The sequence below is a fragment of the Rhodopseudomonas sp. RCAM05734 genome (assembly GCF_052658035.1).
Genome location: NZ_CP199742.1, coordinates 88936 through 111082 on the forward strand (window position 1 = coordinate 88936; position 22147 = coordinate 111082).

The window sequence follows — 22147 nt, forward strand, 5'->3', positions numbered from 1 at the left end:
TCCCGCTCAGCGAAACAGGCCACGCCGCGCGAACAGCGGTGCGTCGCTATTGTCGAACATCGGCTCGATGCCCTCGTGGATGGCAACGACGTCGCGCACGCCGCGCGTCGAGCCCATGATCAACGGCACCCGCTGATGCGGCGACTTTGCTGCGAGTTCGAGAATCCGCCGGCGTCCTGTGGTCGCGGCACCTCCGGCCCATTCCATCACCAGTGCCATCGGATGGGCTTCGTAGAGCAGCCGCAGCCGGCCCTCGCGATAGCCCGGGCGCGCATCGGCCGGATAGAGGAACACTCCGCCGCGCGTCAGGATGCGGAGGGACTCCGCGACCAGCGAACCGATCCAGCGCATGTTGAAATCCGTGCCGCGATCGCCGGTGGTACCCGCGAGACATTCGTCGATATAGGCGCGCACCGGACCGTGCCAGTGCCGACGGTTGGAGGCATTGATGGCGAATTCCGGCGTGTCGGGCGCGATCCGCGCATCGCGCTGGATCAGGACGAATTGCTGGGTGCGGCGGTCGATAATGAAGATGTCGACGCGGCCATCGAGCGCCAGGACCAGCGTCGTCTGCGGCCCATAGACCACGAAACCGGCGGCACATTGCGCTGTGCCGGGCTCGAAGAAGGTCGAGAGCACATCGTTGCCGCGGCGGCGGATCGAGAAGATGGTGCCGACCGAAATGTTGTTGGCGAGATTGGCGGAGCCGTCGAGCGGATCGATCGCGACGCACAGCGGCGCGTCGGCATCGAGCAGTTCCGGCATCGCCAGCTCCTCGGACAATACGGCGGCGACCGGACAGGCCCGCAGCGCGCGGCGCATCATTTGGTCGGCGGCAAGATCGATGTCCTTCTGCCGATCGCCGTCCGAATTGACATCGCCATCTGCGCCGGTGATGCCGGCAAGCGGCCCGTCGGCAATCAGCGCGGCTAGGTCGACGGCGGAGCCAGCAATCGCTGCGATCACCGTCGCCACCGCGGCACCGTCCGGCATGCGCAAGACCGCATCCGCGAGATAGCAACGCAAGGTCATGCGCGAGTCCATGATCGTTCCCTGTCTGCCCTCTGCGGGGCGTCATCCCTGCGCGATCAATCGACCGTCGAGACGCACAACAGCGCAATCCGTTAAATTAGGGAAATTTCGTTATCTTTGATCTGGTCAAAGTATTTCTTATGGACTGCGAGGGTGCGCAACCGACCTGGAATGGGGCAAACACAGGGAAGCCGAAATCGCCACCGTTGCGGCTTCACCGACGTCGGCATCCACCTGCAGCGTGCCGCGAAGCGGTCACGACGGCGCGCAACGCCCTCAATGCAGGGCTCAACTCTACTACTACAGGATTGCGACTAGTGTTGCGCGCAGGCGGGTGTCACCTGGAAGGTGTCTGCGCGCCAGCTCGGCAACGGACCTGAGCGGGCAATTCTGCGTCACTCGGTCGCCCGGACTCTCTCAGACACCGGACTGGCTGCAGCGCGGCGCGGGATCGAGATGCAGTTGCTGGATGCGCTGCACCTTGTCGATCGAGCCCATGATCAGCGGCACACGCTGGTGGATTGCCGAGGGCGCGAGGTCGAGAATGCGCTCGCGGCCTGTGGTGGCGCCACCACCGGCCTGTTCCATGATGAAGGCCATGGGATGCGCCTCGTACAGCAGCCGCAACCGGCCGTCGGCGTAACCGTCGCGCGCGTCGGACGGATACAGGAACACACCGCCGCGGATCAGGATGCGATAGGCCTCCGCCACCAGCGACGCGATCCAGCGCATGTTGAAGTTCTTGCTGCGCGGCCCGTCGGTGCCGGCCAGGCATTCCTCGACGAAATCGCGCACCGGCTGTTCCCAGTGACGGTGGTTCGAGGCATTGATGGCGAATTCGGCGCGCTCGACCGGAATCTGCACGCGCCGCCGGATCAGCCTGTAGGAGCGCTTGGCGCGATCGAGCGTAAAGATATCGACGCCGTCGCCAAGCGTCAGCACCATGGATGTCTGCGGGCCATAGACCACGAAGCCGGCGGCGAGTTGGGCGCTGCCTTTTGCAGCGAACGGTGCATCGCCCGATGATGCCGGCATGATCGAAAAGATCGTGCCGACGGTCATGTTGGTCTCAATGTTCGACGAACCATCGAGCGGGTCATAGGCGATCGAAATCGGCGCCGACACGTCGCCCGGTTCCGGCGCTTCGGCCTCTTCCGAGGCCAACGCCGCGCAGGGCACCGCGGCGAGCGCACGGCGAATGATCTGGTCGGCGCGGACGTCGAGGTCCTTCTGAACGTCGCCGTCGGCGTTGATGGCGCCATGCGCCTGCCCGGTGATCCCGGCCAGCGGACCGCGGCCGATCAGTTCGGAGATCTCGATCGAGGCAGCCGCAAACGCGTCCACCGCAGCGGCCACTGCGAGACGCAGCGAATCCTGCCCGGCATAGGCGCTGGTGTGCCGAAGCAGCGTCGTCTCATCGATCATCTTGGTCTCCCGAATGCATCGTGCCTCTTTTGGCACGCAGCGGCTGCTGCATAGGCGCGGCCTGGGGCTGTCGCGCCGGTTGCCCACAGATATTGACCGCCGCGTCGAAATAAGTGAATTTGCGACTTCCGCTCATGTACAGAAGAAAACGTTATAATGACGGAGCGCTTTCGCGACATCTCGATCCGGCAGCTGCGCGCGCTGGCCGCCGTCGCCGCCAGCGGCAGCATCACCGCTGCAGCGGGCAGACTGCACCTGACGCAGCCGGCGGTGACGCTGCAGCTGCGCAACCTGCAGGCGCTGGCCGGGCTGCCGCTGATCCAGCGCAGCAGCGACGGCATGCTTCTGACCGATGCCGGCCGTGAGGTGCTGGCGCTGGCCGAGCGTATCGAGGCGGCGATGGCTGCCTGTGCCACATCGCTGGAGATGATGGCCGGCGTCACCGCCGGACGGATTTCCGTCGGCGCGGTCTCGACCGCAAAATACTTCGTTCCGTTCGCGATCTCCGGGTTCCAGAAGCTGCATCCGAAGGTCGAGATCACCCTGACCATCGGCAATCGCAAGGAGATCGGCGCGGCCTTGCGCGGCTACGATCTCGACATCGCGATCATGGGCCGCCCGCCGGTGGACATCGAGATGGACGTGCACCTGATCGGCGATCATCCCCATGTCATCATCGCGCCGACCAAGCACCGGCTGGCGCGCAAGGCGCAGCTCGCGCCGAGCGATCTCGCCAGCGAGACGTTCCTGACCCGCGAACCCGGCTCCGGCACCCGCGGCCTGATGGAACAGCTGTTCGAATCCGCCCGCATCCGTCCGCCGCTCGGCATGGAGATGAGCAGCAACGAGACCATCAAGCAGGCCGTCATCGCCGGACTCGGCATCGCCTTCATCTCGGCGCATACGGTAGCCACCGAACTCGACGAACGCCGGCTGGTGGCGCTGGACGTGACCGGCCTGCCGGTGATCCGGCAATGGTTTGTGGTCAACCGCAAGGACAAGGTGCTGCTGCCGCCGGCGCTGGCGATGCGCGACTTCCTCGGCGCCAGCGGTGCGCAATTCCTGCCGCGCACCCACAACCGGCTACGGCTGACCCGGGCGACGGTCGGCGGCGACCCACGACCCTAGAGGTCGAGGCGCCGCGAGCGGCAACCGCCGTGGCGTCCTGCGACGATATCTATATGGTGACGCGACAACCAAGTGACGGCGTGGACAATGCGACGCCCCGGGAGACGCCATGACGGGAACGACGACCGCAAGCGATATATCAAGCGTGGTGAACGCGCTCTATTTCAGCACCAAAACCCTGCATGCCGAGGCCGAACGATCTGGCATCATTCGCGAACTGTTGCGCGGACAGGCCAGCCGCTCGGACTACATCCTGCTGCAGCGCAATCTGCTGCCGGCCTACCGGGCTCTGGAAAGCGGCCTTGAACGGCACCGCGACAAGGCGGCTCTCGGCGAACTCGCGGCCTATGGACTGGACCGCGCGACCGCGCTCGAAGCCGATCTCAACGCGCTTTGCCATGGCGACTTCTCCACTGTCCCGCTGCTACCGGAAGGCAAGGCCTATGCGGAGCGCATCGCCGCCTGCGCCGAAGGCGACGGGGCTAGGCTGATCGCGCACGCCTATACGCGCTACCTCGGCGATCTCAGCGGCGGCCAGATTCTCAAGCGACTCCTTGCCGCATCGCCGGGTCTGCAGCCGCCCGAACTGTCGTTCTACGACTTCCCGGCCTATCCGGACCTCGACGGGCTGAAGAGCGACTACCGCAACGCCATCGACCGCGCTGGCAGCCTGGCTGACAGCCCGCAACGGATCGTCGACGAAGGCGCGGCTGCATTCACGCTCAACATCGAACTGTCCTGCGCGGTCAAGCTGGCGCGCCCGCCGTCAGCCCCGACGGCTTGATAGCTGCCGGGTCCGTATCAGCCAAACGGCGCGTTGAGACGAACCACGGTGAAGTTCAGGAACGCAGCGAAGGAAACCCACAGGAGATACGGCAGCAGGCAGAGGCCTGCCACCCGCGACAGGCGCCATGTCACGATCATCGGCAGCACAATGGACAGCCACAGGAATCCGACCTCCCACAAGGCCCAGTCCGGCCGCCGCAGGGCAAAGAACAGCGCGCTCCACAGCACGTTCAGACATGCGTTGAGCACGAACAGGACGATCACCTGGCGCTGCGTCGCGGCATCGGTCGCGTTGCGCCAGGCCAATGTCGCCGAGATGACCGCCAGCACGAATATCGTCGTCCACGTTGGACCGAACAGCCAGTTCGGCGGCTGCCACGATGGCTTGCGGAGATTTTGATACCAAGGGCCGACATCGGTCAGCAGGCCACCAATCGTTATAACCATGACGGCAACAACCGTGGCGACCAGCGCCGGTTTCCAGACACTGCGTCGTTCCGGGGCGGGACCGCGATCGCTCATGACCAGCTCACCAGAGGCGGCATCGAACTCAGGATGGTCTCGATATTGCCGCCGGTTTGCAGGCCGAACATGGTGCCCTTGTCATACAGCAGGTTGAATTCGACATAGAGGCCGCGGCAGGCAAGCTGCTGTTCGCGCTCGGCGTCGGTCCATGGTTCCAGCATGCGGGCGCGCACGATCCTTGGATAGACATCCAGAAAGGCGTCGCCGACATCGCGCGTGAAGGCAAAATCCTTGTCGAAATCGCCGGTGTTGAGATGATCGTAAAAGATTCCGCCGACACCCCGTGCCTGACCGCGATGCGGCAGGAAGAAGTACGTATCCGCCCACGCCTTGAACTTCTCGTAGTAAGCGGGGTCGTGGGCATCGCAGGCCCGCCGCATCGCAGCGTGGAAGGTCTGCGCGTCGAGCGCATCGTCGCGCCGCTGCTCCGGCAGCATGGGCGTGAGATCCGCGCCGCCGCCAAACCAGCTCTGTGCGGTGGAGAGGAAACGCGTGTTCATGTGCACGGTCGGCACCCGCGGGCTGCGCGGATGCATGATCAGGCTGATGCTGGTGGAGACATAGTCCAGCTGCGTACCTTCACCGGGGAGCTTCTGGGCCATCTCCGGCGACAGCCTGCCATTGGCCGACGAGGTGTGGATGCCGATCTTCTCGAACAGCCGCCCGCCGCTGAGGAAACCGCCCGTCCCGCCGCCGGTCCCGGTCGCCCGCGTCCAGGGCTTGTAGGTGAAGGTGGCAGGCGCGCCCGAAAACAGTTCCGGCGGCGCCTCGCGCTCCAGCGCTTCGACCTCGGCGCAGATCCGGTCGCGCAGGGATTCAAACCAGACTTTTGCTCGGGCGCGTCGTTGTTCGGCGACGCCGGAGTTTTCTGAATCAAGGGTCATGTCGGTCATCGCCAGTTGGTTCGGTACAGGCCGGCCGGGCTCGCCGCCACGCCATAACGCAAGGCTTTATCGGATTTTTGAGATAAAACAAAGGTTTGCCATGCCGATAGCCTTCGGATTGCCGCGCTTGCGGATCTCGCCAACGGTCCGGCAGCAGTGTATCAGAGCAACACGCGCACTTCGCGATCAACCACGGAAGCCCCGCTTGAACCAGTCCCTCACCAACAAGCCGTTTCTCGACGTCCTCGCCGGCCAGCGTCAGGCCGTGCCGCCGCTGTGGATGATGCGACAAGCCGGTCGCTATCTGCCGGAATATCGCGAGGTCCGCGCTAAGGCGGGCGGCTTCCTCGACCTGTGCTTCAATCCGGATTTCGCCGCCGAGGTCACGCTGCAGCCGATCCGGCGCTTCGGCTTCGACGCCGCGATCATCTTCTCCGACATTCTGGTCATCCCCCATGCGCTCGGTCGCGCCGTGCGCTTCGAGGTTGGCGAAGGCCCGCGGCTCGATCCACTCGACACGCCGGACAAGGTCACCACGCTGGCGCGCGAGGCCGACTTCAGCAAGTTGGAGCCGGTATTCGAGGCGCTGCGCCGGGTGCGCGTTGAACTCGATTCCAGGATTGCGCTGATCGGCTTTTGCGGCGCGCCGTGGACGGTGGCGACCTACATGGTGGCCGGTCAGGGCACGCCCGACCAGGCACCGGCGCGGATGATGGCCTATCGCCATCCCGACGCCTTTGCCGCCATCATCGACACCATCGTCGAGAACTCGATCGAATATCTGCTGCGCCAGTTGCAGGCCGGCGCCGACGTGCTGCAGATCTTCGACACTTGGGCCGGCGTGTTGCCGCCGCGCGAATTCCAGCGCTGGTCGGTGGAGCCGACCAAACGCATCGTCGATGGCGTGCGCGCCAAAGTGCCGGGCGCGAAGATCATCGGTTTTCCGCGCGGCGCCGGCGCGCAGTTGCCGAACTATGTGGCGACCACCGGCATCGACGGCGTCAGCATCGACTGGGCCGCCGAGCCGGCCTTCATCCGCGAGCGGGTGCAAAGCAAGGTTGCGGTACAGGGCAATCTCGACCCGCTGGTGCTGATCGCTGGCGGCGGCGCACTCGACCGCGCCGTTGACGACGTGCTGGCGAATTACGCGGCGGGCCGCCTGATTTTCAACCTCGGCCACGGCATCCAGCCGGAAACGCCGATCGCCCATGTCGAGCAGATGGTCAAGCGCGTGCGGGATTATCGCGGCTGAGCCAAACGGGCACGTTAGTTGCCTTCCCAATTCTCGGCAGGGACTGGATAGATGTCGAGGCCCCCCTGTTGCCGGTCGATCACGGCCGGACATGCGTACCGAGTCTTGGAGAATAGCGGCGATGTCGGACAACGTTACAAACAGCCACGCGGATGTCATCGTGTTGGGCGCCGGCATCGTCGGCGTATCTGCGGCCTATGCAGCGTTGCAGCGCGGACTGTCGGTCATGCTGATTGACCGGCGCGAGCCGGGCTCCGAGACGTCCTACGGCAATTCCGGGGTTCTCAGCAGCGGGTCGATCCTGCCCATCAACAAGCCGGCGCTCTGGAAAGCGCTGCCGAAATACCTGTTGAATCGCGACCCGGCGCTGCGCTGGGACCCGGCGTGGTCTGCGCGCAATGCGCCATGGCTCGCCCGTTTTCTCGCCAATGCAACTCCTTCGCGCACCAAACCGCGGGCGGATGCCCTGCACGGCCTGATCACGGCATCACTCAAGCTGCACAGGGAGTGGATCGTCACTGCGAATGCGGCACACCGCATCCGCGAGACCGGCTGGCTGAAGGCATGGCGAAGCGACGCCGTGGAGGCAGCAAAGGCCGAGCAGGCGTTCCTCGCCGAATACGGGATCGGCAGCGAAATTCTCGATCGCCAGGGCATTTCGGCGCTCGAGCCGAATATCCTGCCGGTCTACAAGACTGCACTTCTGCACACCGATACGGCATCCGTCGATTCACCCGCAGAACTGGTGAGGTCTTACGCGCGGATGTTTGCGGGATCGGGCGGCCAGATGCGTCAATCCGACATTCAGGCCGTCGTGCCGGACGGCGACGGCTGGCGCGTGATGCTGCCAAACGGCGCGCTCACCGCGCGTCACATCGTGGTGGCGCTGGGGCCGTGGTCCGCCGACCTGTTGCGGCCGCTCGGCTATCGGGTACCCATGGCGTTCGAGCGCGGCTACCATCAACATTTCAGGCCGAATGCCGCGCGTCCCCTGTTTCGCCCCATCCACGACCTCGAACACAGTTTCATCATGACGCCGATGGAGCAAGGCGTCCGCGTCACCACCGGCGTCGAGCTGACCGAGCGGGATGCGCCATCGTCGTTCGCTCAGCTCGATACCGTGGTGCCGCTGGCGCGCGGCGTCGCCGAATTCGGCGAGGCGGTCGACGAACCCTGGCGCGGGGCACGCCCGACTTTGCCCGACAGCCTGCCGATGATCGGAGCCGCACCACGGCATTCCGGCCTCTGGCTGTCGATCGGTCACCAGCATATCGGTCTCTCGACAGGGCCCGGCACAGGCGTCGCCATCGCGGCGATGATCGCCGGCGCGCCGCCGCCCTTCGACGTCAGCGCGTTCTCGCCCGGCCGCTACCTGTGATGCCCCAGCGACAGGCCGATGGCGGAGCTATTTTGCCGCCTGCTTGCCGTCGACGAAGCTCACCTCGACGCCCTTCTTCACCATGGCACCGAGGCGTTCGACGTCCCAGTTGGTAAGACGGACGCAGCCGTGGGAGTCGCTCTTGCTGACGCGTGAGGGATCGCCGGTGCCGTGGATGCCATAGCTCTGCTGTGACAGACCTATCCACATGCTGCCGACCGGATTGTTGGGGCCCGACCGGATGGTGAACGGCTTGGTGGACTCCACGCCTTTGAATTTGTACTTCGGATCGTAGCGATAGGTCGGATTGGCATCCACTGACACCACTTTCAACATTCCTGTCGGCGTGGGTTTTTCCTCGCTCCCGACGCTGGCCGGGTAGAATGCAAGCAACGCACCATCCTTGCCGAAAGCCTTCACCGTCTGCCTGACCTTGTCGACCTCGATGCGCGTCACTTTTTCCTTCGCTTTATCAGGCGGCAGGTTGACGATGACGATCCTGTCGCCGGCGCGGTCGAACTTCTGCTTCGGATTGAGTTCGGCCAGCAGTTCCTGGCTCATGTGGAAGCGCTCGCCGAGCGCTTCCTTCGCGCTGGTATAGCCCAGCCGCTTCAGCTCCTTCATGTCCTCCATCTTGACCGGCAACTTTTCGAGATATGGTCCGTTCACATCCCGGTCGGTGAGGACGTAGTCCGCCATAACGGGATCGGTCGCGACCTGCTGCAGGCGGGTCCAGATCTCCGGCGTCAGCACCTTGCCGGCAGTCATACCGTTGGCCTCGGTGAAGGCCTGCAGCGCCTTTTCCACATTGTCGCCGAAGCGGCCGTCGATCTCGCCCGGCGAGAAATGTGCGCGGTCGAGCAAGACCTGCACCTTGATCGCGAGCGGGCTGATCTTTTCTTCCACCGGAAACTTGCCGGCAAAGTTCGCGGCGTTGATGGTATCGGCATTCAATTCGGCCGCCACAGCCGGCAACGGTGTGAAGGCTGCCAGTCCGAGAATGATGATCCATTGTCGCATGGTGCCCTGCCGTTGCCGCGCGGCTCAAGCCGCGCAACTGACAAGCATCCCGGGGGCCCCGGGTTCCATGCGTCGTCTATCGACGTCCGCCTCTGCCGCTGCTGGCGGATCTCCGGTTGTCACCCAAGAATGTCCCGGATTAATCTCTCCCGCATTGCTGCTGTCAGGATTGGGGGCTGGGGTGATTGTTCGGCGCGCGGGCCAGCAGGCATTTCGACGGCATCGTCACGCCGGAGCGCGATCCGCGGCTGTGCTGCTCCTGTTCGGATCGTTGTCGCTGGCCGGTCCGGCACTGGGCAAGGACAGCAGCGACGACGAGGACGGCGCCGCAAAGCCACCCCGGGCAGTGCCCAATATCTATCTCGACCTCCAGACCTACTATACCACCCTGCCCTCCGGAGCGCTCGGCATCGGCTTCAGGAATTTCACGGCATTGCCGGCGCTGTCGTCACCAGCGAGCCAGACGGTCTCGGTGAACGCGCCGATCACGCTGGATCTCAACGACCGCGTCTCGGTCTATGGCGGCGTCAGCTCCAGCACCACGCGCACCGACGCGACGTCATGGACGTGGCTGACCGCGGACAGCCGGAACATCGGCTTTCAGGCCGACGTCATCCAGCAGAACGGCGGATCGATTCCGACCGTCACGCTGCAATCGACGCTGTCGCGGTCGATCGCATCCAGCGTGCTGGCGACCACCACCCTCACCAGCATCGTCGATTTCGACTATGCGCTCGACCCCGACGAGACCCGGGGACTGCTGGCCGGCGTGCGCTATGTCAGCGTCGCCGTCGACAGCGATCTTGCCCGGATCAAGCCGTCGATCATCGGCTATCTCGGCGGCTACTATCAGTGGCCGAGCAACTGGAAACTGTCCGGCCGGTTCGGCGTGCAATCCTTCGGCGGGGCGCAGATCCTGGCGCTGACGCCGTTCCAGCCGTTCACCCAGCCGATCGCCCGCTTCGATCTCGAGCGGCTGGATGACGATGACAACCGATTGTTCGGCCTCACGGCTGAAATATCCTGGGTGCCGAAGCCGGCCTACCAGCTGACGCTGCGGACGCCGCTCTATGCGGTCAAGAACTGAGCGGCGCCCGATGCGTCCTAGCTATCGATGATCGCCACCGCCCGGGTCCAGCCCGCCGATGCCTTCTCGATCTTCACCGGGAAGCACGACACGGTGAAGCCCGTGGACGGCAGCTCCTCGAGATTGTGCAGCTTCTCGATGTGGCAATAGCCGATGTGACGGCCGGCCTTGTGACCTTCCCAGATCAGGCTGGCATCGTGGGTCTCAGCGTATTTCTTGGCAGTGTGGACGAAAGGTGCGTCCCAGCTCCAGCCGTCGATACCGGTCAGGCGCACGCCGCGCTCCAGCAGATACATGGTGGCTTCGTAGCCCATGCCGCAGCCGGAGGTGACGTAGTCCTGCTGTCCGTATTTGGCGCCGGCCGAGGTATTGACCACCACGATTTCCAGCGGCTTCAGCGTGTGGCCGATGCGCTTCAGCTCGGCCTCGACATCGGCCGCATTGGCGACGTAGCCGTCGGGGAAATGCCGGAAGTCGAGCTTGACGCCAGGCTGCAGGCACCATTCCAGCGGCACTTCGTCGATAGTCCAGGAGCGTTCGCCGCGATTCATCGTCGGATGAAAATGCCAGGGCGCATCGAGATGGGTGCCGTTATGGGTCGAGAGCTTGACCATTTCCACGGCCCAGCCCTCGCCGTCCGGCAGGTCTTCCTTCTTCAGCCCGTCGAAGAACTGCAGCATGCGCGGCAGGCCCTGCTGGTGATCGATGTATTCGATCGCGGGACCATTGCCCGGCGGATCGGCGGGCACGTCGTTCTGCAAGGGCACGGAGATATCGATGAGGCGTCGGGCCATGGAGGTTCTTCCCTTTTGCTTTTCAAATTTTTGGCTTCGTGTCCCGGGCGCGGTGCAGCGCCATCGCCCAGCGATGGTGGTGCGCCGCAGACCCGGGACCCATACTTGTGTTAGCGGCTTGTGGGTCCGGATTTGCGGAGCGGCACGTCGCGCCGCACCGCGTCCGGAACACAAGACTTCGCGTTAGCTCTGCCGCACCACCTTGTTCTTCAGCACGCCGATCTTCTCGACCTCGAGTTCGATCTCGTCATTATCCTCGAGATACCAGCCGAGTTCGAGACCGCAGCCGTTGCCGACGGTGCCGGAGCCGATGAACTCGCCGGGCATCAGGGTCTCGTCCTGGCTGATATGCGCGATCAGTTCCTCGAAGGAGAACAGCATGCCATCGGTGACGCCGGTCGAGCGCACCTTGCCGTTGACGCGGCATTCCATCTTGAGCTTGTAGGGATCGCCGATCTCGTCGGGAGTGACGATCCACGGCCCCATCACGTTGCCGCCGTCGAAGCTCTTGCCCTTGGAGGGGCCGAGTCTGCCTTCCATTTCCAGGCGCTGGGCGTCGCGCGCCGAGAAATCGTTGAAGATGGTATAGCCGAAGATGTGATCCTTCGCCTTGGCCGCGCTGATGTTGGCACCCTTGTTCTTGGTGATGATGCCGAACTCCAGTTCGTAATCCATCACTTTGCTATAGCGGGGCCATTTCACGGTGGTGTTGGTGCCGCGCACCGAAAAACGGTTGGTGATGTAGTAGATCGGAATTTTCTTGTAGACGTCCGGCAATTCACCGGGCGGTTCGGCATCAATGCGCGCCAGTTCTTCCATGTCGTTGGCGGCACGGGCCGCCAGGCGACGCTGGCCCTTCGGGGCGCCCAGAATATGAATCGGGAAAGACATGCCGTCACGGCACTGCCGCGGCTCCGGTACCGGCGCGAGGATCTCGGCGCCGGCCACATCGACCGACAGCGATGCGTCGCCGGCATGTTTGTCGAATAGGTTGCGCGCCGAATCCAGTGCAGACTCACCGGCGTCGATCAGCGCCAGCATCGAGGCGAAGGCCGGATTGGCGCCGCCGTTGCGGCTGGCGGCGGCAGCCACATCGAATAGTTTCTGATCGTGCTGATGGACCACGCCGACCTTTTCCTGGCCGCCGGAACGATATGTCGCGAGTTTCAAGGACATCTCCCACTTGCTTTTGTTCTTCGATAAAATATATGATCAAAAAAAATATCGATAAACAAGGGGCGATCCAAAATATCGCCATCAGGGGAGGAAAGAGTGAAAAAGCTCACAACAGTGTTCGTCTGCGCCGCAATGTCCTTTGCCGCGCCTGCTTTTGCGCAGACCAAGCTTCAGATCGGTTGCACTGCAACAACGGACTGCGCTTCGGCGATGGTCGCGGTCGATGAGGGCATCTTCAAGAAGCACGGCCTCGACGCCGAGATGATCCTGATCGGGATCAATTCCAACATTCCCGCCGCGATCCTGTCCGGATCGATCCAGATCGGCGGCCCGACCTCCACAGTGTTCCTGCAGGCCGCCGACGGCGGGCTGGACCTCGTCGCGGTGGCCGGCGCGTCGGTGATGAACCCGATCTCCAACGCCAACATCACCGCCTTCGTGCGCAACGGCATCACCATCAAGGATCCCAAGGATTTCGTCGGCAAGAAGGTCGGCGCGCCCGGGCTTGGCGCCTTCCTGCACGTGCTGTTCGTCAAGTGGCTGGTGGAAAAGGGCGTCGATCCCAAGAGCGTCAACTTCGTCGAGGTCACGTTCCCGACCATGCCGGATATCATCAAGTCCGGCGGCGTGGATGCGGTGCTAACCGCCGAACCGTTCGTCACCCGCATGCTGAATGCCAACCTCGGCAGCGTTGGCGCGCGCTACGCGCAAGAACTCAACCGCACCGAGCCGATCATTTTCTACGCCGCATCGCGCGAATGGGCGGAGAAGAATCCCGCAACCGTCAAGAAATTCCGCGACGCGATCGCCGAAGCCGCGGTGATCGTCAATAACGACCGCGACAAGGCCTCCGCCTCGATCTCGAAGTTCACCAAGCAGGCGATCGAGCTGGTGAAGGCGTCGCCGCCCAACAAGTCGGATCCGGCGCTGAAGGCCGAGCAGCTGGCGTGGTGGATCGACATCATGGCATCGCAGAAGATGCTGCAGAGCAAGCTCGACCTCAACAAACTGATCCTGAAGTAGATATCCCCATGACCAACCAGGCGCGCGGCAACCCGGCAGAGGTGTCCACCCAGGACACGCTGAGCGAGCGTGCCGCGAGCCTGGTGGAGCACGACATCATCGCCGGGCATCTGGCGCCCGGCGCGCGGCTCGGCATCACCGATCTGGCCCAACGCTATGAGATCGGCGCAACGCCAATGCGCGAAGGCCTGTCGCGGCTGGTATCGCGCGGCCTGATCGTCGGCATCGGCCAGCGCGGTTTTCGCGTCGCCGACATCAGCCGCGACGACCTCGCCGACATCACCCGGATGCGCACCGTGGTGGAAATGGAGGCGCTGCGGCTGGCGATCCAGCTTGGCGACGACGCCTGGGAGGCAGGCATTGTCGGAGCGTTATACCAGATGCGCAAACATATCGAACGGATCGGCGATGCGTTTCGCGAGGGCGCCGCGGATTTCGACAAACTGCACAAGGGCTTTCACACCGCCCTGCTGGCTGCCTGCGGTTCGAAACGGCTGCTGACGGCGCATTCCGAACTCTACGATCAGGCCTATCGCTATCGCCGGGTGATGATGCGTGGTTTCGACAGCGGTGAGCGATTCGTCGCCGCGCACCAGTTGCTGGCCGACCGTATTCTCGCCCGCGACGTCGGCGCATCCCAGGCGACACTCGCGTCGCATCTGCATTCGACACTGGATTATGTCTATCCGCCCGGCCAGGGAGATTGATTGGTGAACATGTCCGCCCTCCGCCGCGACGTCACATCGGTGCTGCCCGAAAAGCCGCTGATCGCCTTCGAACGGGTCACGCTCGATCTCGGCGGCAAGACCATCATCGAGAATCTCTCGCTCGATGTGAAACCCGGCGAATTCCTCTGCATCATCGGCGCCTCGGGCTGCGGCAAGACTACCGCGCTGCGGCTTGCCTCCGGGCTGTATCAGCCGACGTCCGGCGACGTGAGCTTCGACGGCAAGCCGATGCGCGCGCCGCGGCGCGACGTTGCCATCGTGTTTCAGGACTATGGCAAGGCGCTGCTGCCGTGGCGCACCGCCGCCGGCAATGTCTCGCTGGCACTGGAAACCATCGGTGTGCCCGCGGCACAACGTGCGGCCCGTATCGACGAATTGCTGAACAAGGTCGGCCTGCCCAACCATGCCGCAAAATATCCGGCGGAAATGTCCGGCGGCATGCAGCAGAGGCTGCAGATCGCGCGCTGTCTGGCGCAAGAGCCCAAGGCGCTGATGATGGACGAGCCTTTTGGCGCGCTCGACGCCATGACGCGACAGGGCCTGCAGGACGAGGTCCTGGCGCTGGTCAAAGCCAGCAATGCCACTGTCATCTTCGTCACCCACGATCTGGAAGAAGCCATCTATCTCGGCGACCGCGTCATCGGCCTGCTGCCGCATCCCGGCCGCATCGGAATCGAACTGAAGATCGATCTGCCACGCCCGCGCGACCAGTTGACCACCCGGGAAGATCCTGAGTTCCTGCGGCTGCGCCGAGAATTGTTCGACTTCATCAAGGCTTCCGAAGCATGAGTCGCGAGCGCTTGAAAGCGGCGTTGCTCCCGGTGGCGCTTCTGGTCGCGCTGGAAATTGGCGCACGCATGTCACAGATCCAGAGCGACGCCCTGGCGCCGCCCAGCGCCGTGGCGATTGCACTCGTTGAAGCGTTCGGCGACGGTTCGCTGCTGGTCGCCACCCGCGACACGCTGGCCTCGGCCGTGGCCGGCCTGCTGATCGGCAGCGGCGTTGGCCTCGCCTTCGGCATCGCCCTTGGCCTGTTTCAGCCCTTCGACCGGCTGATGGAAGTGACCATCGAATCGCTGCGGCCGATCCCGTCCATCGCGCTGCTCCCTATCGCGCTGATCGCGCTCGGCTTCGGCTATCGCATGGAGATCGTGGTGGTCGCCTTCGCCTGCGTCTGGCCAATGCTGATCCTCAGCCGCGCCGCGGTGGGCAGCATCGAGCCGCGGCTGATCGAAGTGTCGCGGGTGCTACGGCTGTCGCCCGGCGACCGTATCAGCAAGATCATCATTCCCGCGGCGCTGCCGCGGATCTTCCTCGCGTTCCGACTCGCGGCGGGCATCGCGCTGATCGTGGCGGTGACGGTCGAGATCGCCATCAACCCTATCGGCCTCGGCGCTGGCATCATGATCGCCCAGCAGGCGCTGCGGCCCGACCTGATGCTGGCCTATCTGCTGTGGATCGGCCTGATCGGCTATGCGCTCAACACCGCTTTGGTGGTGGCGCAGCGCCATCTGTTCGGCCCGGCCGCGCTGGCAGGAGAGACGGCATGAACGTCGCTCTGCTGGGTTGGCGCATCGCGAGCTTCATGGTCGCTGCCGGCTTCGTCGCGCTGTGGCAGCCGGTCGCCAATCTCAAGCTGGTGTCGCCGGTGTTCCTGCCGGGGCCGGACCGCGCCTGGGCTTCGCTGGTGCGAGGCTTCACGTCAGGCGACCTGCTGGCGAAGACGCTCGGGACACTGGAGCACATGGCCTATGGCTGGCTCGCCGCCTCCATCGTCGGCGTGGCGCTCGGCGCCATGATCGGCTCATCGAAGACAATGCGCAGTTATGTGGCGCCGTCGCTGGAATTCCTGCGGCCACTGCCGGTGTCGGCGATCATCCCGGTGGCCATCGCGCTGTTCGGGCTGACCCAGGGCATGGCACTGTTCGTGATCGCGTTCGGCGCGATCTGGCCGATGCTGCTGGCCACCGTACACGGCTTTGCTGCGGTGGAGCCACGGCTCTACGAGGTGGCGCGGTCCCTGCACATGTCGCGGCTGGCGGTGATCTTCAAGATCGCTTTGCCCTCGGCAAGTCCCGACATCCTGTCCGGCATGCGGCTGAGCCTCACGGTGGCATTGATCCTTTCGGTGGTCTGCGAAATCCTCGCCGGCCTCGACGGCCTCGGCCACTGGGTGCTGCTGTCGGCACGGTCGTTTCGTTCGGCGGACCTATTCGCCGGCGTGATCCTGCTCGGCATCATCGGCTACGTCACGGCGCTCGCGATGTCGGTCGCCGAGCGACGGCTGCTGCGCTGGCGCACCAGCGGGCATTGAAGTCAGCACGCAAGCAAGTGAGCCGTCATCCTGAGGTGGGCGCCTCTTCGGTGCCCCTCGAAGGACGACGGCGGAGTGCGCGGCCATCCTTCGAGGGCTTCCTCACGGCGCAATGCGCCGCGAAGAAGCCGCCTCAGGATGACGGTGCGATTGCTTCACGCGCCTATTTTCCGGCGTTTGCCCCCGCAAACACCTTCGCAATCGCCGTCTGCGCGTCGTCCTGGATCTGGCGCAGATGTGCGGGGCTGACAAAGCTCTCGGCGTAGATCTTGTAGACGTCCTCGGTGCCCGACGGACGGGCCGCGAACCAACCGTTGGCGGTGGAGACCTTGATGCCGCCAAAGGCGACGTTGTTGCCGGGCGCGGCGGTCAGCGTCGATGTCACGGGATCGCCGGCGAGTTGGGTCATGGCGATCTGCTCGGGCGACAGTTTCTTCAGCAGGTTCTTTTGCGCAACCGTGGCCGGCGCGTCGATCCGTTCGTAATAGGGCACGCCGAATTCCTGCGTGAGCTTCTCAAAACGCTGGCTTGGATCCTGCTTTGTTACCGCTGTGATTTCCGCGGCCAGCAGGCCGAGGATCAGGCCGTCCTTGTCGGTGGTCCAGACCGAGCCGTCGCGGCGCAGGAACGAGGCACCGGCGCTCTCCTCGCCGCCGAAGCCGAACGAGCCGGAGCTTAAGCCGTCGACAAACCATTTGAAGCCGACCGGCGTCTCCACCAGCCTGCGGCCCATCTTGTTGACGACGCGGTCGATGATGGCGCTGGAGACAATGGTCTTGCCGACGGCGGCATCCTTGCTCCAGTTCGGCCGGTGCTCGAACAGATAGGAAATCGCCGCAGCCAGATAGTGGTTCGGATTCATCAGCCCACCGGTACCGGTGACAATGCCGTGGCGGTCGGCATCGGTATCGTTCGCGAAGGCGACGTCGAACTTGTCGCGCATGCCGATCAGCCGCGCCATGGCATAGGGCGACGAGCAGTCCATGCGGATCTTGCCGTCCCAATCCACCGTCATGAAACGGAATGTGGGGTCGATCACGTCGCTGACGATGGTGGCGTGGAGCTTGTAGCGCTCGATGATCGGCTGCCAGTAATGCACCCCGGCGCCGCCGAGCGGGTCGATGCCGATCCTGACGCCGGCAGCGCGGATCGCCTCCATGTCGACGACGTTGGCGAGGTCCGCGACATAAGGCGTGACGTAGTCGTAGCGCTGCACGAAGGCGGATTTCAGCGCGCGCTCATAGGGCATGCGCTTGATGCCTGCGAGGTTGTTTTCCAGGAAGCCGTTGGCCGTCTTCTCCATCGCCCCGGTGACATCGGTGTCGGCCGGGCCGCCATTCGGCGGATTGTATTTGAAGCCGCCATCTTCCGGCGGATTGTGCGACGGCGTCACCACCACGCCGTCGGCAAAGCCGCCGCTGCGGCCCTTGTTGTAGGTGAGAATGGCGTGGGAAATCACCGGCGTCGGCGTGTAGCCGTGATGTGCGTCGATCATCACGGTGACGCCGTTCGCAGCAAACACTTCCAGCGCGCTGACCAGCGCCGGTTCGGCCAGCGCATGGGTGTCGATGCCGATGAACAGCGGGCCGTCGATGCCGGCGCCGCGGCGGTAATTGCAGATCGCCTGACTGATGGCGAGGATGTGGTTTTCGTTGAACGATGTACTGAAGGCCGAACCGCGATGGCCGGAGGTGCCGAAGGCGACGCGCTGTGCGGCAACGGCCGGGTCCGGCTTACCGGAAAAGTACGCCGTCACCAGCCGCGGCACGTTAACGAGCATGGCCGGCGCGATTGTCTTGCCGGCGAGCGGACTGATCTCAGCGACCACGCGATTCTCCTTCACAGCCATGAACCCGGCCGGCGAGTAAACTCGCGCCGGCCGCAACCCTCATGGCATGTTTCGGAGCAAGAATCAGCCACTTTGCGTGGCTGCTGCAGGCCGTGGATCACAGGTTCCGGGTCTGCCTTTCGGCCCAGAACATGACGACGCCAAAGACAACGAACATCAGCGTGACGGCCGCAGCCACCAGCATGCTATCTACGGGCATAGGTTCCCTCCTTTTTTACGGAGAGATGTCTAGCTGGCAGCTTTCGCAAATCGTTTGAGATGGATCAAAACCGACCGGCGCCGGCCTACGCCGCGGCAAGCTGATCAAGCCGTTCGACGCTGAGCAACCGAACACCGTCGGGGACCACCACCAGCACCTTTTCCTTGGCCAGCTTGGTCAGGGTGCGGCTCACGGTCTCGATGGTCAGGCCGAGATAATCGGCGATATCCTGCCGGCTCATGGGCAGCGGCACGGTGACCGAGGTGGCGCCGATCCGGCCGTAGCGGGTCTGCAGGTTGAGCAGGAAGGCGGCGACCTTCTCCTCCGCGGTTCGGCGGCCGAGCAGCAGCATCTGGTCCTGTGCCAGGCTGAGCTCGTGGCCGGCGAATTCATGCAACCGCCGTAGCAGGTGCGGCTTGCCGTCCACGTAGGTGACGAAGGCCGGGCGGGCGAAACGGCAGACCTTGACCTGGGTCACGGCCTCGGCGGCCATGCCGTAGCGGTCCATCAGAGCCAGACCTAGAAAATCTCCGGGCAAAGCGAAGCCGACGATCTGGCGGCGCCCGTCGGGCAGCGACTTGTAGAGCCGGACGATACCTTCGGTGACATTGAACACGCTACCGGCCAGCGCGTCCTGGTCGAACAGCATGGTCTTGGGCGCGAAGATCTTGACGTGGCTGAGCTGGTCCAGATCGTCCAGCTCCGCCGGTTCCAGCACGCCGCAGACGCTGAAAAGGCGTACCTTGCAGTCGTCGCAACCGTTCAGGCCGCGACCGTGCCTGCAATCCGTTTTATCCATTCCGGCGCAAGGCCCGACAGTGGTCATCACGTGGGTTCGCCCTGGTTCACTCACCGCGGTAATCCGGCATACTTTGACCTAGATCAAACGCCCCCGGCGTTGACGTAGATCAATGCCGGCATAGCGGCCCCCAAGCAATTTCACGGGTTACCGGGAGCCGACAATGAACCAGCAATTCCATGCATATCCCGTCGATCGGGAGACCGCCAGGGCTGCCTATCCCCTGGTCTATCTGCATGATGCCAGTGTCTCGCTGCCGCTGTGGCTGCGTTTCGCGGGCCGAATCAGCCGGACCCCACCTGCCAAGGCAGGCCTGATCGTCATCCAGGATTGCCGCGACATCATCCACGCTCTGTTCAGCTACCGGGTCGGCGTCGACCTGCACATGCGCAAACGGCTGTCCGTCGACCATCTGATCGTGGCCCACACGCCCGGATCGCAGATCGAGGATGCCGTCGTCGCCAGCACCAGCACGCTCGCGGCAACCCTTGGCTGCGACAGCACCACCATCGAGCAGCCGTTCCACCCGCGGCGCACCGGGGTGGCGACATGTCCGACGGCCGAACGGCTCCGCTCCGGCTCCGGCGGCGCCATCATCCCACTGCGCCGCTGACCGCAGCCACCGGCGTGTCGCCGGTCAGGCGCCTTCGTCCAGCGCGACCAGTTCGCGCTTTTTGCGGAATGCCGGCAGCAGCGGGCCGACCAGCAACAGCAATGCCAGCGCCAGGCAGGCGGCGGAGATCGGACGCTCGACGAAGGTCATCAGATCGCCCTGCGACAGGATCAGCGACTTGCGCAAGTTGTTCTCCAGCAGCGGACCGAGCACGAAGGCCAGGACCAGCGGCGCCGGCTCGTAGCCGAACTTGCGCATGAAATAGCCGATCACGCCGAAGCCGACCATGACGTAGACATCGAACACGTTGTTGCTGCTGCAATACACGCCGATGATGGTGAACAGGATGATCAGCGGGAACAGCACGTTGTAGGGCAGCTTCAACAGCTGCACCCACATCCCGATCAGCGGCAGGTTGAGCACCAGCAGCATCACGTTGCCGATATACATGCTGGCAACGATGCCCCAGAATAGGCCGGGATTTTGCGAGATCAGCAGCGGGCCCGGTTGCAGGCCGTGAATGACGAACGCGCCGAGCAGCAGCGCCATCACCACATTGGGCGGGATGCCCAGCGTCATCAGCGGAATGAAGGCGCCGCCGGCCGCCGCATTGTTGGCGGCCTCGGGTCCGGCGACGCCCTCGATGGCGCCGCGGCCGAAGCGTTCCGGCGTCTTCGACAGGCGCTTCTCCAGCGCATAGGACGCGAACGATGCCACCACCGCGCCGCCGCCGGGGAGGATGCCCAGAAAGAAGCCGAGCAGCGTGCCGCGGCCGATCGGGCCGGCACTCGCCTTCCAGTCTTCCTTGTTCGGCAATAGCTGCGTGATCCTGGCGTTGATGATGTCGCGCTTGATCACCTGCTCGGTATTGAGCAGCACCTCGGCGAGGCCGAACAGGCCCATCACGACAGGCACCAGGCCAATGCCGTCGATCAGTTCGATGCGGCCGAAGGTTAGCCGCGGCTGCGCGGTGATGCCGTCGAGGCCGATCAGCCCGAGCACGATGCCGATGCAGGCCATCAACAGCGCCTTGGCCATGGAGCCCTGGGTCAGGAAGGTCAGCACGACCAGGCCGAGCACCATCAGGCTGGCATATTCGGCGGGGCCGAAGGCGATGGCGACGGAGGCGAGCTTCGGCGCCACCAGCATCAGGGCGACCAGCGAGAACGTGCCCGCGATGAACGAGCCCAGCGCGGAGATGCCAAGCGCGGGGCCGGCCCTGCCCTGCTTTGCCATCTGGTGGCCGTCGATGCAGGTCACGACGGAGGCCGCCTCGCCGGGTATGTTGACCAGGATCGAGGTGGTGGAGCCGCCATACATCGAGCCGTAATAGATGCCGGCCATCATGATGATGCCGGATTCCGGCGTGCCCGACAAAGTGATCGGCAGCAGCAGCGACATCGCCGAGATCGGGCCGATCCCCGGCAGCACGCCGACCAGCGTGCCGATGAACACGCCGATGAAGCAGTACAGGATGTTGATCGGCTGCAGCGCGACGCCGAACCCCTGCATGACATTGGTGATAACGTCCATGAACGGGTCCCGTCAGCCGATTTCAAAAATGCCCGAGGGCAGTTGGATCAGCAGCCCGCGCTTCAGCACCCACCAGACGCCGAGCGGCGCCAGCACCGCCAGCGGCACGGCAAGCGTCCAGCGCACCGGATCGATGGCCCGCAGCAACAGCAGCATCAGCGGAATGGTGGAGATCAGGAAGCCGAGTTGGTCGAGCGCGATGGAATAGGCGATCAGCGCGGCGATGATCACAACCGGCTTGCTCCAGCGGGCGTCCTCCCAGCGCGAGCCGAAGGTTGGCCCGCCCTCGGTGATCGCCGCCACGATGATCGAGGCCGCAAACAGGCACATCAGGATGCCGGTATAGAACAGCACATAGCCGGAGCCGGGATCGTTGATGGTGCCGAGCTTGAGCTTGAGGCCGGAGCGGATCACGAACACGCCGAGCGCAAGACCGATCGCACCGGTCCACAATTCGGAATTGTTGAGGCGGAAGCGCGGTCGGGTCTGGTCTGTCATGAATTTCTTTCAATTGAAGCAAGTGCCCCGGACACGCTGCAGCGCGTCGCTCTTGCGACGTGGTGCTGCGCAGATCCGGGGCCTCGGTGATGCAAGCAGGAAAC

The 22147-nt window shown here is 64.2% G+C and carries 22 protein-coding genes; 11 read left to right on the top strand and 11 right to left on the bottom strand.

Annotation, left to right across the window (positions count from 1 at the left end):
- Positions 1 to 6: 6 nt before the first annotated feature.
- Positions 7 to 1044 carry a class 1 fructose-bisphosphatase gene (locus ACUXVA_RS00465; RefSeq protein ID WP_413776448.1) on the bottom strand — a complete coding sequence of 346 codons (1038 nt, stop codon included), beginning with the start codon at positions 1042 to 1044 and terminating at the stop codon, positions 7 to 9.
- 405 nt (positions 1045 to 1449) lie between these two features.
- Positions 1450 to 2457 (bottom strand): class 1 fructose-bisphosphatase, encoded by a 1008-nt coding sequence (locus ACUXVA_RS00470; protein WP_445490313.1) that lies wholly within the window; start codon positions 2455 to 2457, stop codon positions 1450 to 1452.
- A gap of 156 nt (positions 2458 to 2613) precedes the next feature.
- Between ACUXVA_RS00470 and ACUXVA_RS00475 the strand changes: the two genes are divergently transcribed.
- Together ACUXVA_RS00475 and ACUXVA_RS00480 are read left to right on the top strand one after the other, a co-directional pair.
- Positions 2614 to 3585, top strand: a complete 972-nt coding sequence (locus ACUXVA_RS00475) for a LysR family transcriptional regulator (RefSeq protein ID WP_265082069.1) — start codon at positions 2614 to 2616, stop codon at positions 3583 to 3585.
- 109 nt (positions 3586 to 3694) lie between these two features.
- Complete coding sequence (locus ACUXVA_RS00480) at positions 3695 to 4369, top strand: biliverdin-producing heme oxygenase (protein WP_265082068.1); 675 nt, start codon at positions 3695 to 3697, stop codon at positions 4367 to 4369.
- A 17-nt stretch (positions 4370 to 4386) separates the two neighbouring features.
- On the opposite strand, the gene ACUXVA_RS00485 is transcribed toward ACUXVA_RS00480, so the two are convergent.
- Together ACUXVA_RS00485 and hemF are read right to left on the bottom strand one after the other, a co-directional pair.
- A complete protein-coding gene (locus ACUXVA_RS00485; RefSeq protein WP_265082067.1) occupies positions 4387 to 4893 on the bottom strand; it encodes a TspO/MBR family protein in 507 nt (168 codons plus the stop codon).
- A complete protein-coding gene (gene hemF, locus ACUXVA_RS00490; protein ID WP_265082066.1) occupies positions 4890 to 5780 on the bottom strand; it encodes an oxygen-dependent coproporphyrinogen oxidase in 891 nt (296 codons plus the stop codon). The genes ACUXVA_RS00485 and hemF overlap by 4 nt, the downstream gene beginning before the upstream one ends.
- A gap of 205 nt (positions 5781 to 5985) precedes the next feature.
- Here hemF and hemE point away from each other — a divergent pair, with 205 nt between their 5' ends.
- The gene (gene hemE, locus ACUXVA_RS00495) at positions 5986 to 7032 is read left to right on the top strand and encodes a uroporphyrinogen decarboxylase (RefSeq protein ID WP_265082065.1); all 1047 of its coding nucleotides are present in this window, start codon (positions 5986 to 5988) and stop codon (positions 7030 to 7032) included.
- A 121-nt stretch (positions 7033 to 7153) separates the two neighbouring features.
- Positions 7154 to 8410: an NAD(P)/FAD-dependent oxidoreductase gene (locus ACUXVA_RS00500; protein WP_265082064.1), complete on the top strand. Its 1257-nt coding sequence runs from the start codon at positions 7154 to 7156 to the stop codon at positions 8408 to 8410.
- A 27-nt stretch (positions 8411 to 8437) separates the two neighbouring features.
- Here ACUXVA_RS00500 and ACUXVA_RS00505 read toward each other — a convergent pair whose 3' ends face one another.
- The gene (locus ACUXVA_RS00505; RefSeq protein ID WP_445490317.1) at positions 8438 to 9430 is read right to left on the bottom strand and encodes a L,D-transpeptidase family protein; all 993 of its coding nucleotides are present in this window, start codon (positions 9428 to 9430) and stop codon (positions 8438 to 8440) included.
- 250 nt (positions 9431 to 9680) lie between these two features.
- Between ACUXVA_RS00505 and ACUXVA_RS00510 the strand changes: the two genes are divergently transcribed.
- Complete coding sequence (locus tag ACUXVA_RS00510) at positions 9681 to 10517, top strand: hypothetical protein (protein WP_445490319.1); 837 nt, start codon at positions 9681 to 9683, stop codon at positions 10515 to 10517.
- 17 nt (positions 10518 to 10534) lie between these two features.
- Here ACUXVA_RS00510 and ACUXVA_RS00515 read toward each other — a convergent pair whose 3' ends face one another.
- The gene (locus tag ACUXVA_RS00515) at positions 10535 to 11311 is read right to left on the bottom strand and encodes a cyclase family protein (RefSeq protein ID WP_265082061.1); all 777 of its coding nucleotides are present in this window, start codon (positions 11309 to 11311) and stop codon (positions 10535 to 10537) included.
- A gap of 183 nt (positions 11312 to 11494) precedes the next feature.
- Positions 11495 to 12481, bottom strand: a complete 987-nt coding sequence (locus ACUXVA_RS00520; RefSeq protein WP_265082060.1) for a fumarylacetoacetate hydrolase family protein — start codon at positions 12479 to 12481, stop codon at positions 11495 to 11497.
- A 138-nt stretch (positions 12482 to 12619) separates the two neighbouring features.
- Between ACUXVA_RS00520 and ACUXVA_RS00525 the strand changes: the two genes are divergently transcribed.
- The 5 genes from ACUXVA_RS00525 to ACUXVA_RS00545 are packed head-to-tail and all read left to right on the top strand — an operon-like array spanning position 12620 to position 16552.
- Positions 12620 to 13510 carry an ABC transporter substrate-binding protein gene (locus tag ACUXVA_RS00525; protein ID WP_320109741.1) on the top strand — a complete coding sequence of 297 codons (891 nt, stop codon included), beginning with the start codon at positions 12620 to 12622 and terminating at the stop codon, positions 13508 to 13510.
- Positions 13511 to 13518: 8 nt separating this feature from the next.
- On the top strand, positions 13519 to 14217 hold the full coding sequence (locus ACUXVA_RS00530) for a GntR family transcriptional regulator (protein ID WP_265082058.1): 699 nt from the start codon (positions 13519 to 13521) through the stop codon (positions 14215 to 14217).
- A gap of 9 nt (positions 14218 to 14226) precedes the next feature.
- The gene (locus ACUXVA_RS00535) at positions 14227 to 15027 is read left to right on the top strand and encodes an ABC transporter ATP-binding protein (protein ID WP_265083581.1); all 801 of its coding nucleotides are present in this window, start codon (positions 14227 to 14229) and stop codon (positions 15025 to 15027) included.
- Entirely contained in the window at positions 15024 to 15788 is a 765-nt protein-coding gene (locus tag ACUXVA_RS00540) for an ABC transporter permease (RefSeq protein ID WP_265082057.1), read from the top strand. The genes ACUXVA_RS00535 and ACUXVA_RS00540 overlap by 4 nt, the downstream gene beginning before the upstream one ends.
- Positions 15785 to 16552, top strand: a complete 768-nt coding sequence (locus ACUXVA_RS00545; protein WP_445490322.1) for an ABC transporter permease — start codon at positions 15785 to 15787, stop codon at positions 16550 to 16552. Before ACUXVA_RS00540 ends, ACUXVA_RS00545 begins: the two co-directional genes overlap by 4 nt.
- A 163-nt stretch (positions 16553 to 16715) precedes the next feature.
- Here ACUXVA_RS00545 and pgm read toward each other — a convergent pair whose 3' ends face one another.
- Positions 16716 to 18401, bottom strand: a complete 1686-nt coding sequence (pgm, locus tag ACUXVA_RS00550; RefSeq protein ID WP_265082055.1) for a phosphoglucomutase (alpha-D-glucose-1,6-bisphosphate-dependent) — start codon at positions 18399 to 18401, stop codon at positions 16716 to 16718.
- 284 nt (positions 18402 to 18685) lie between these two features.
- Entirely contained in the window at positions 18686 to 19399 is a 714-nt protein-coding gene (locus ACUXVA_RS00555; RefSeq protein ID WP_445490325.1) for a Crp/Fnr family transcriptional regulator, read from the bottom strand.
- A gap of 163 nt (positions 19400 to 19562) precedes the next feature.
- Between ACUXVA_RS00555 and ACUXVA_RS00560 the strand changes: the two genes are divergently transcribed.
- Positions 19563 to 20012, top strand: a complete 450-nt coding sequence (locus ACUXVA_RS00560; protein WP_265082053.1) for a hypothetical protein — start codon at positions 19563 to 19565, stop codon at positions 20010 to 20012.
- 24 nt (positions 20013 to 20036) lie between these two features.
- On the opposite strand, the gene ACUXVA_RS00565 is transcribed toward ACUXVA_RS00560, so the two are convergent.
- Positions 20037 to 21545 carry a tripartite tricarboxylate transporter permease gene (locus ACUXVA_RS00565; RefSeq protein WP_265082052.1) on the bottom strand — a complete coding sequence of 503 codons (1509 nt, stop codon included), beginning with the start codon at positions 21543 to 21545 and terminating at the stop codon, positions 20037 to 20039.
- 12 nt (positions 21546 to 21557) lie between these two features.
- Positions 21558 to 22043, bottom strand: coding sequence for a tripartite tricarboxylate transporter TctB family protein (locus ACUXVA_RS00570; protein ID WP_265082051.1), 486 nt, complete (start codon positions 22041 to 22043; stop codon positions 21558 to 21560).
- Positions 22044 to 22147: the final 104 nt, after the last annotated feature.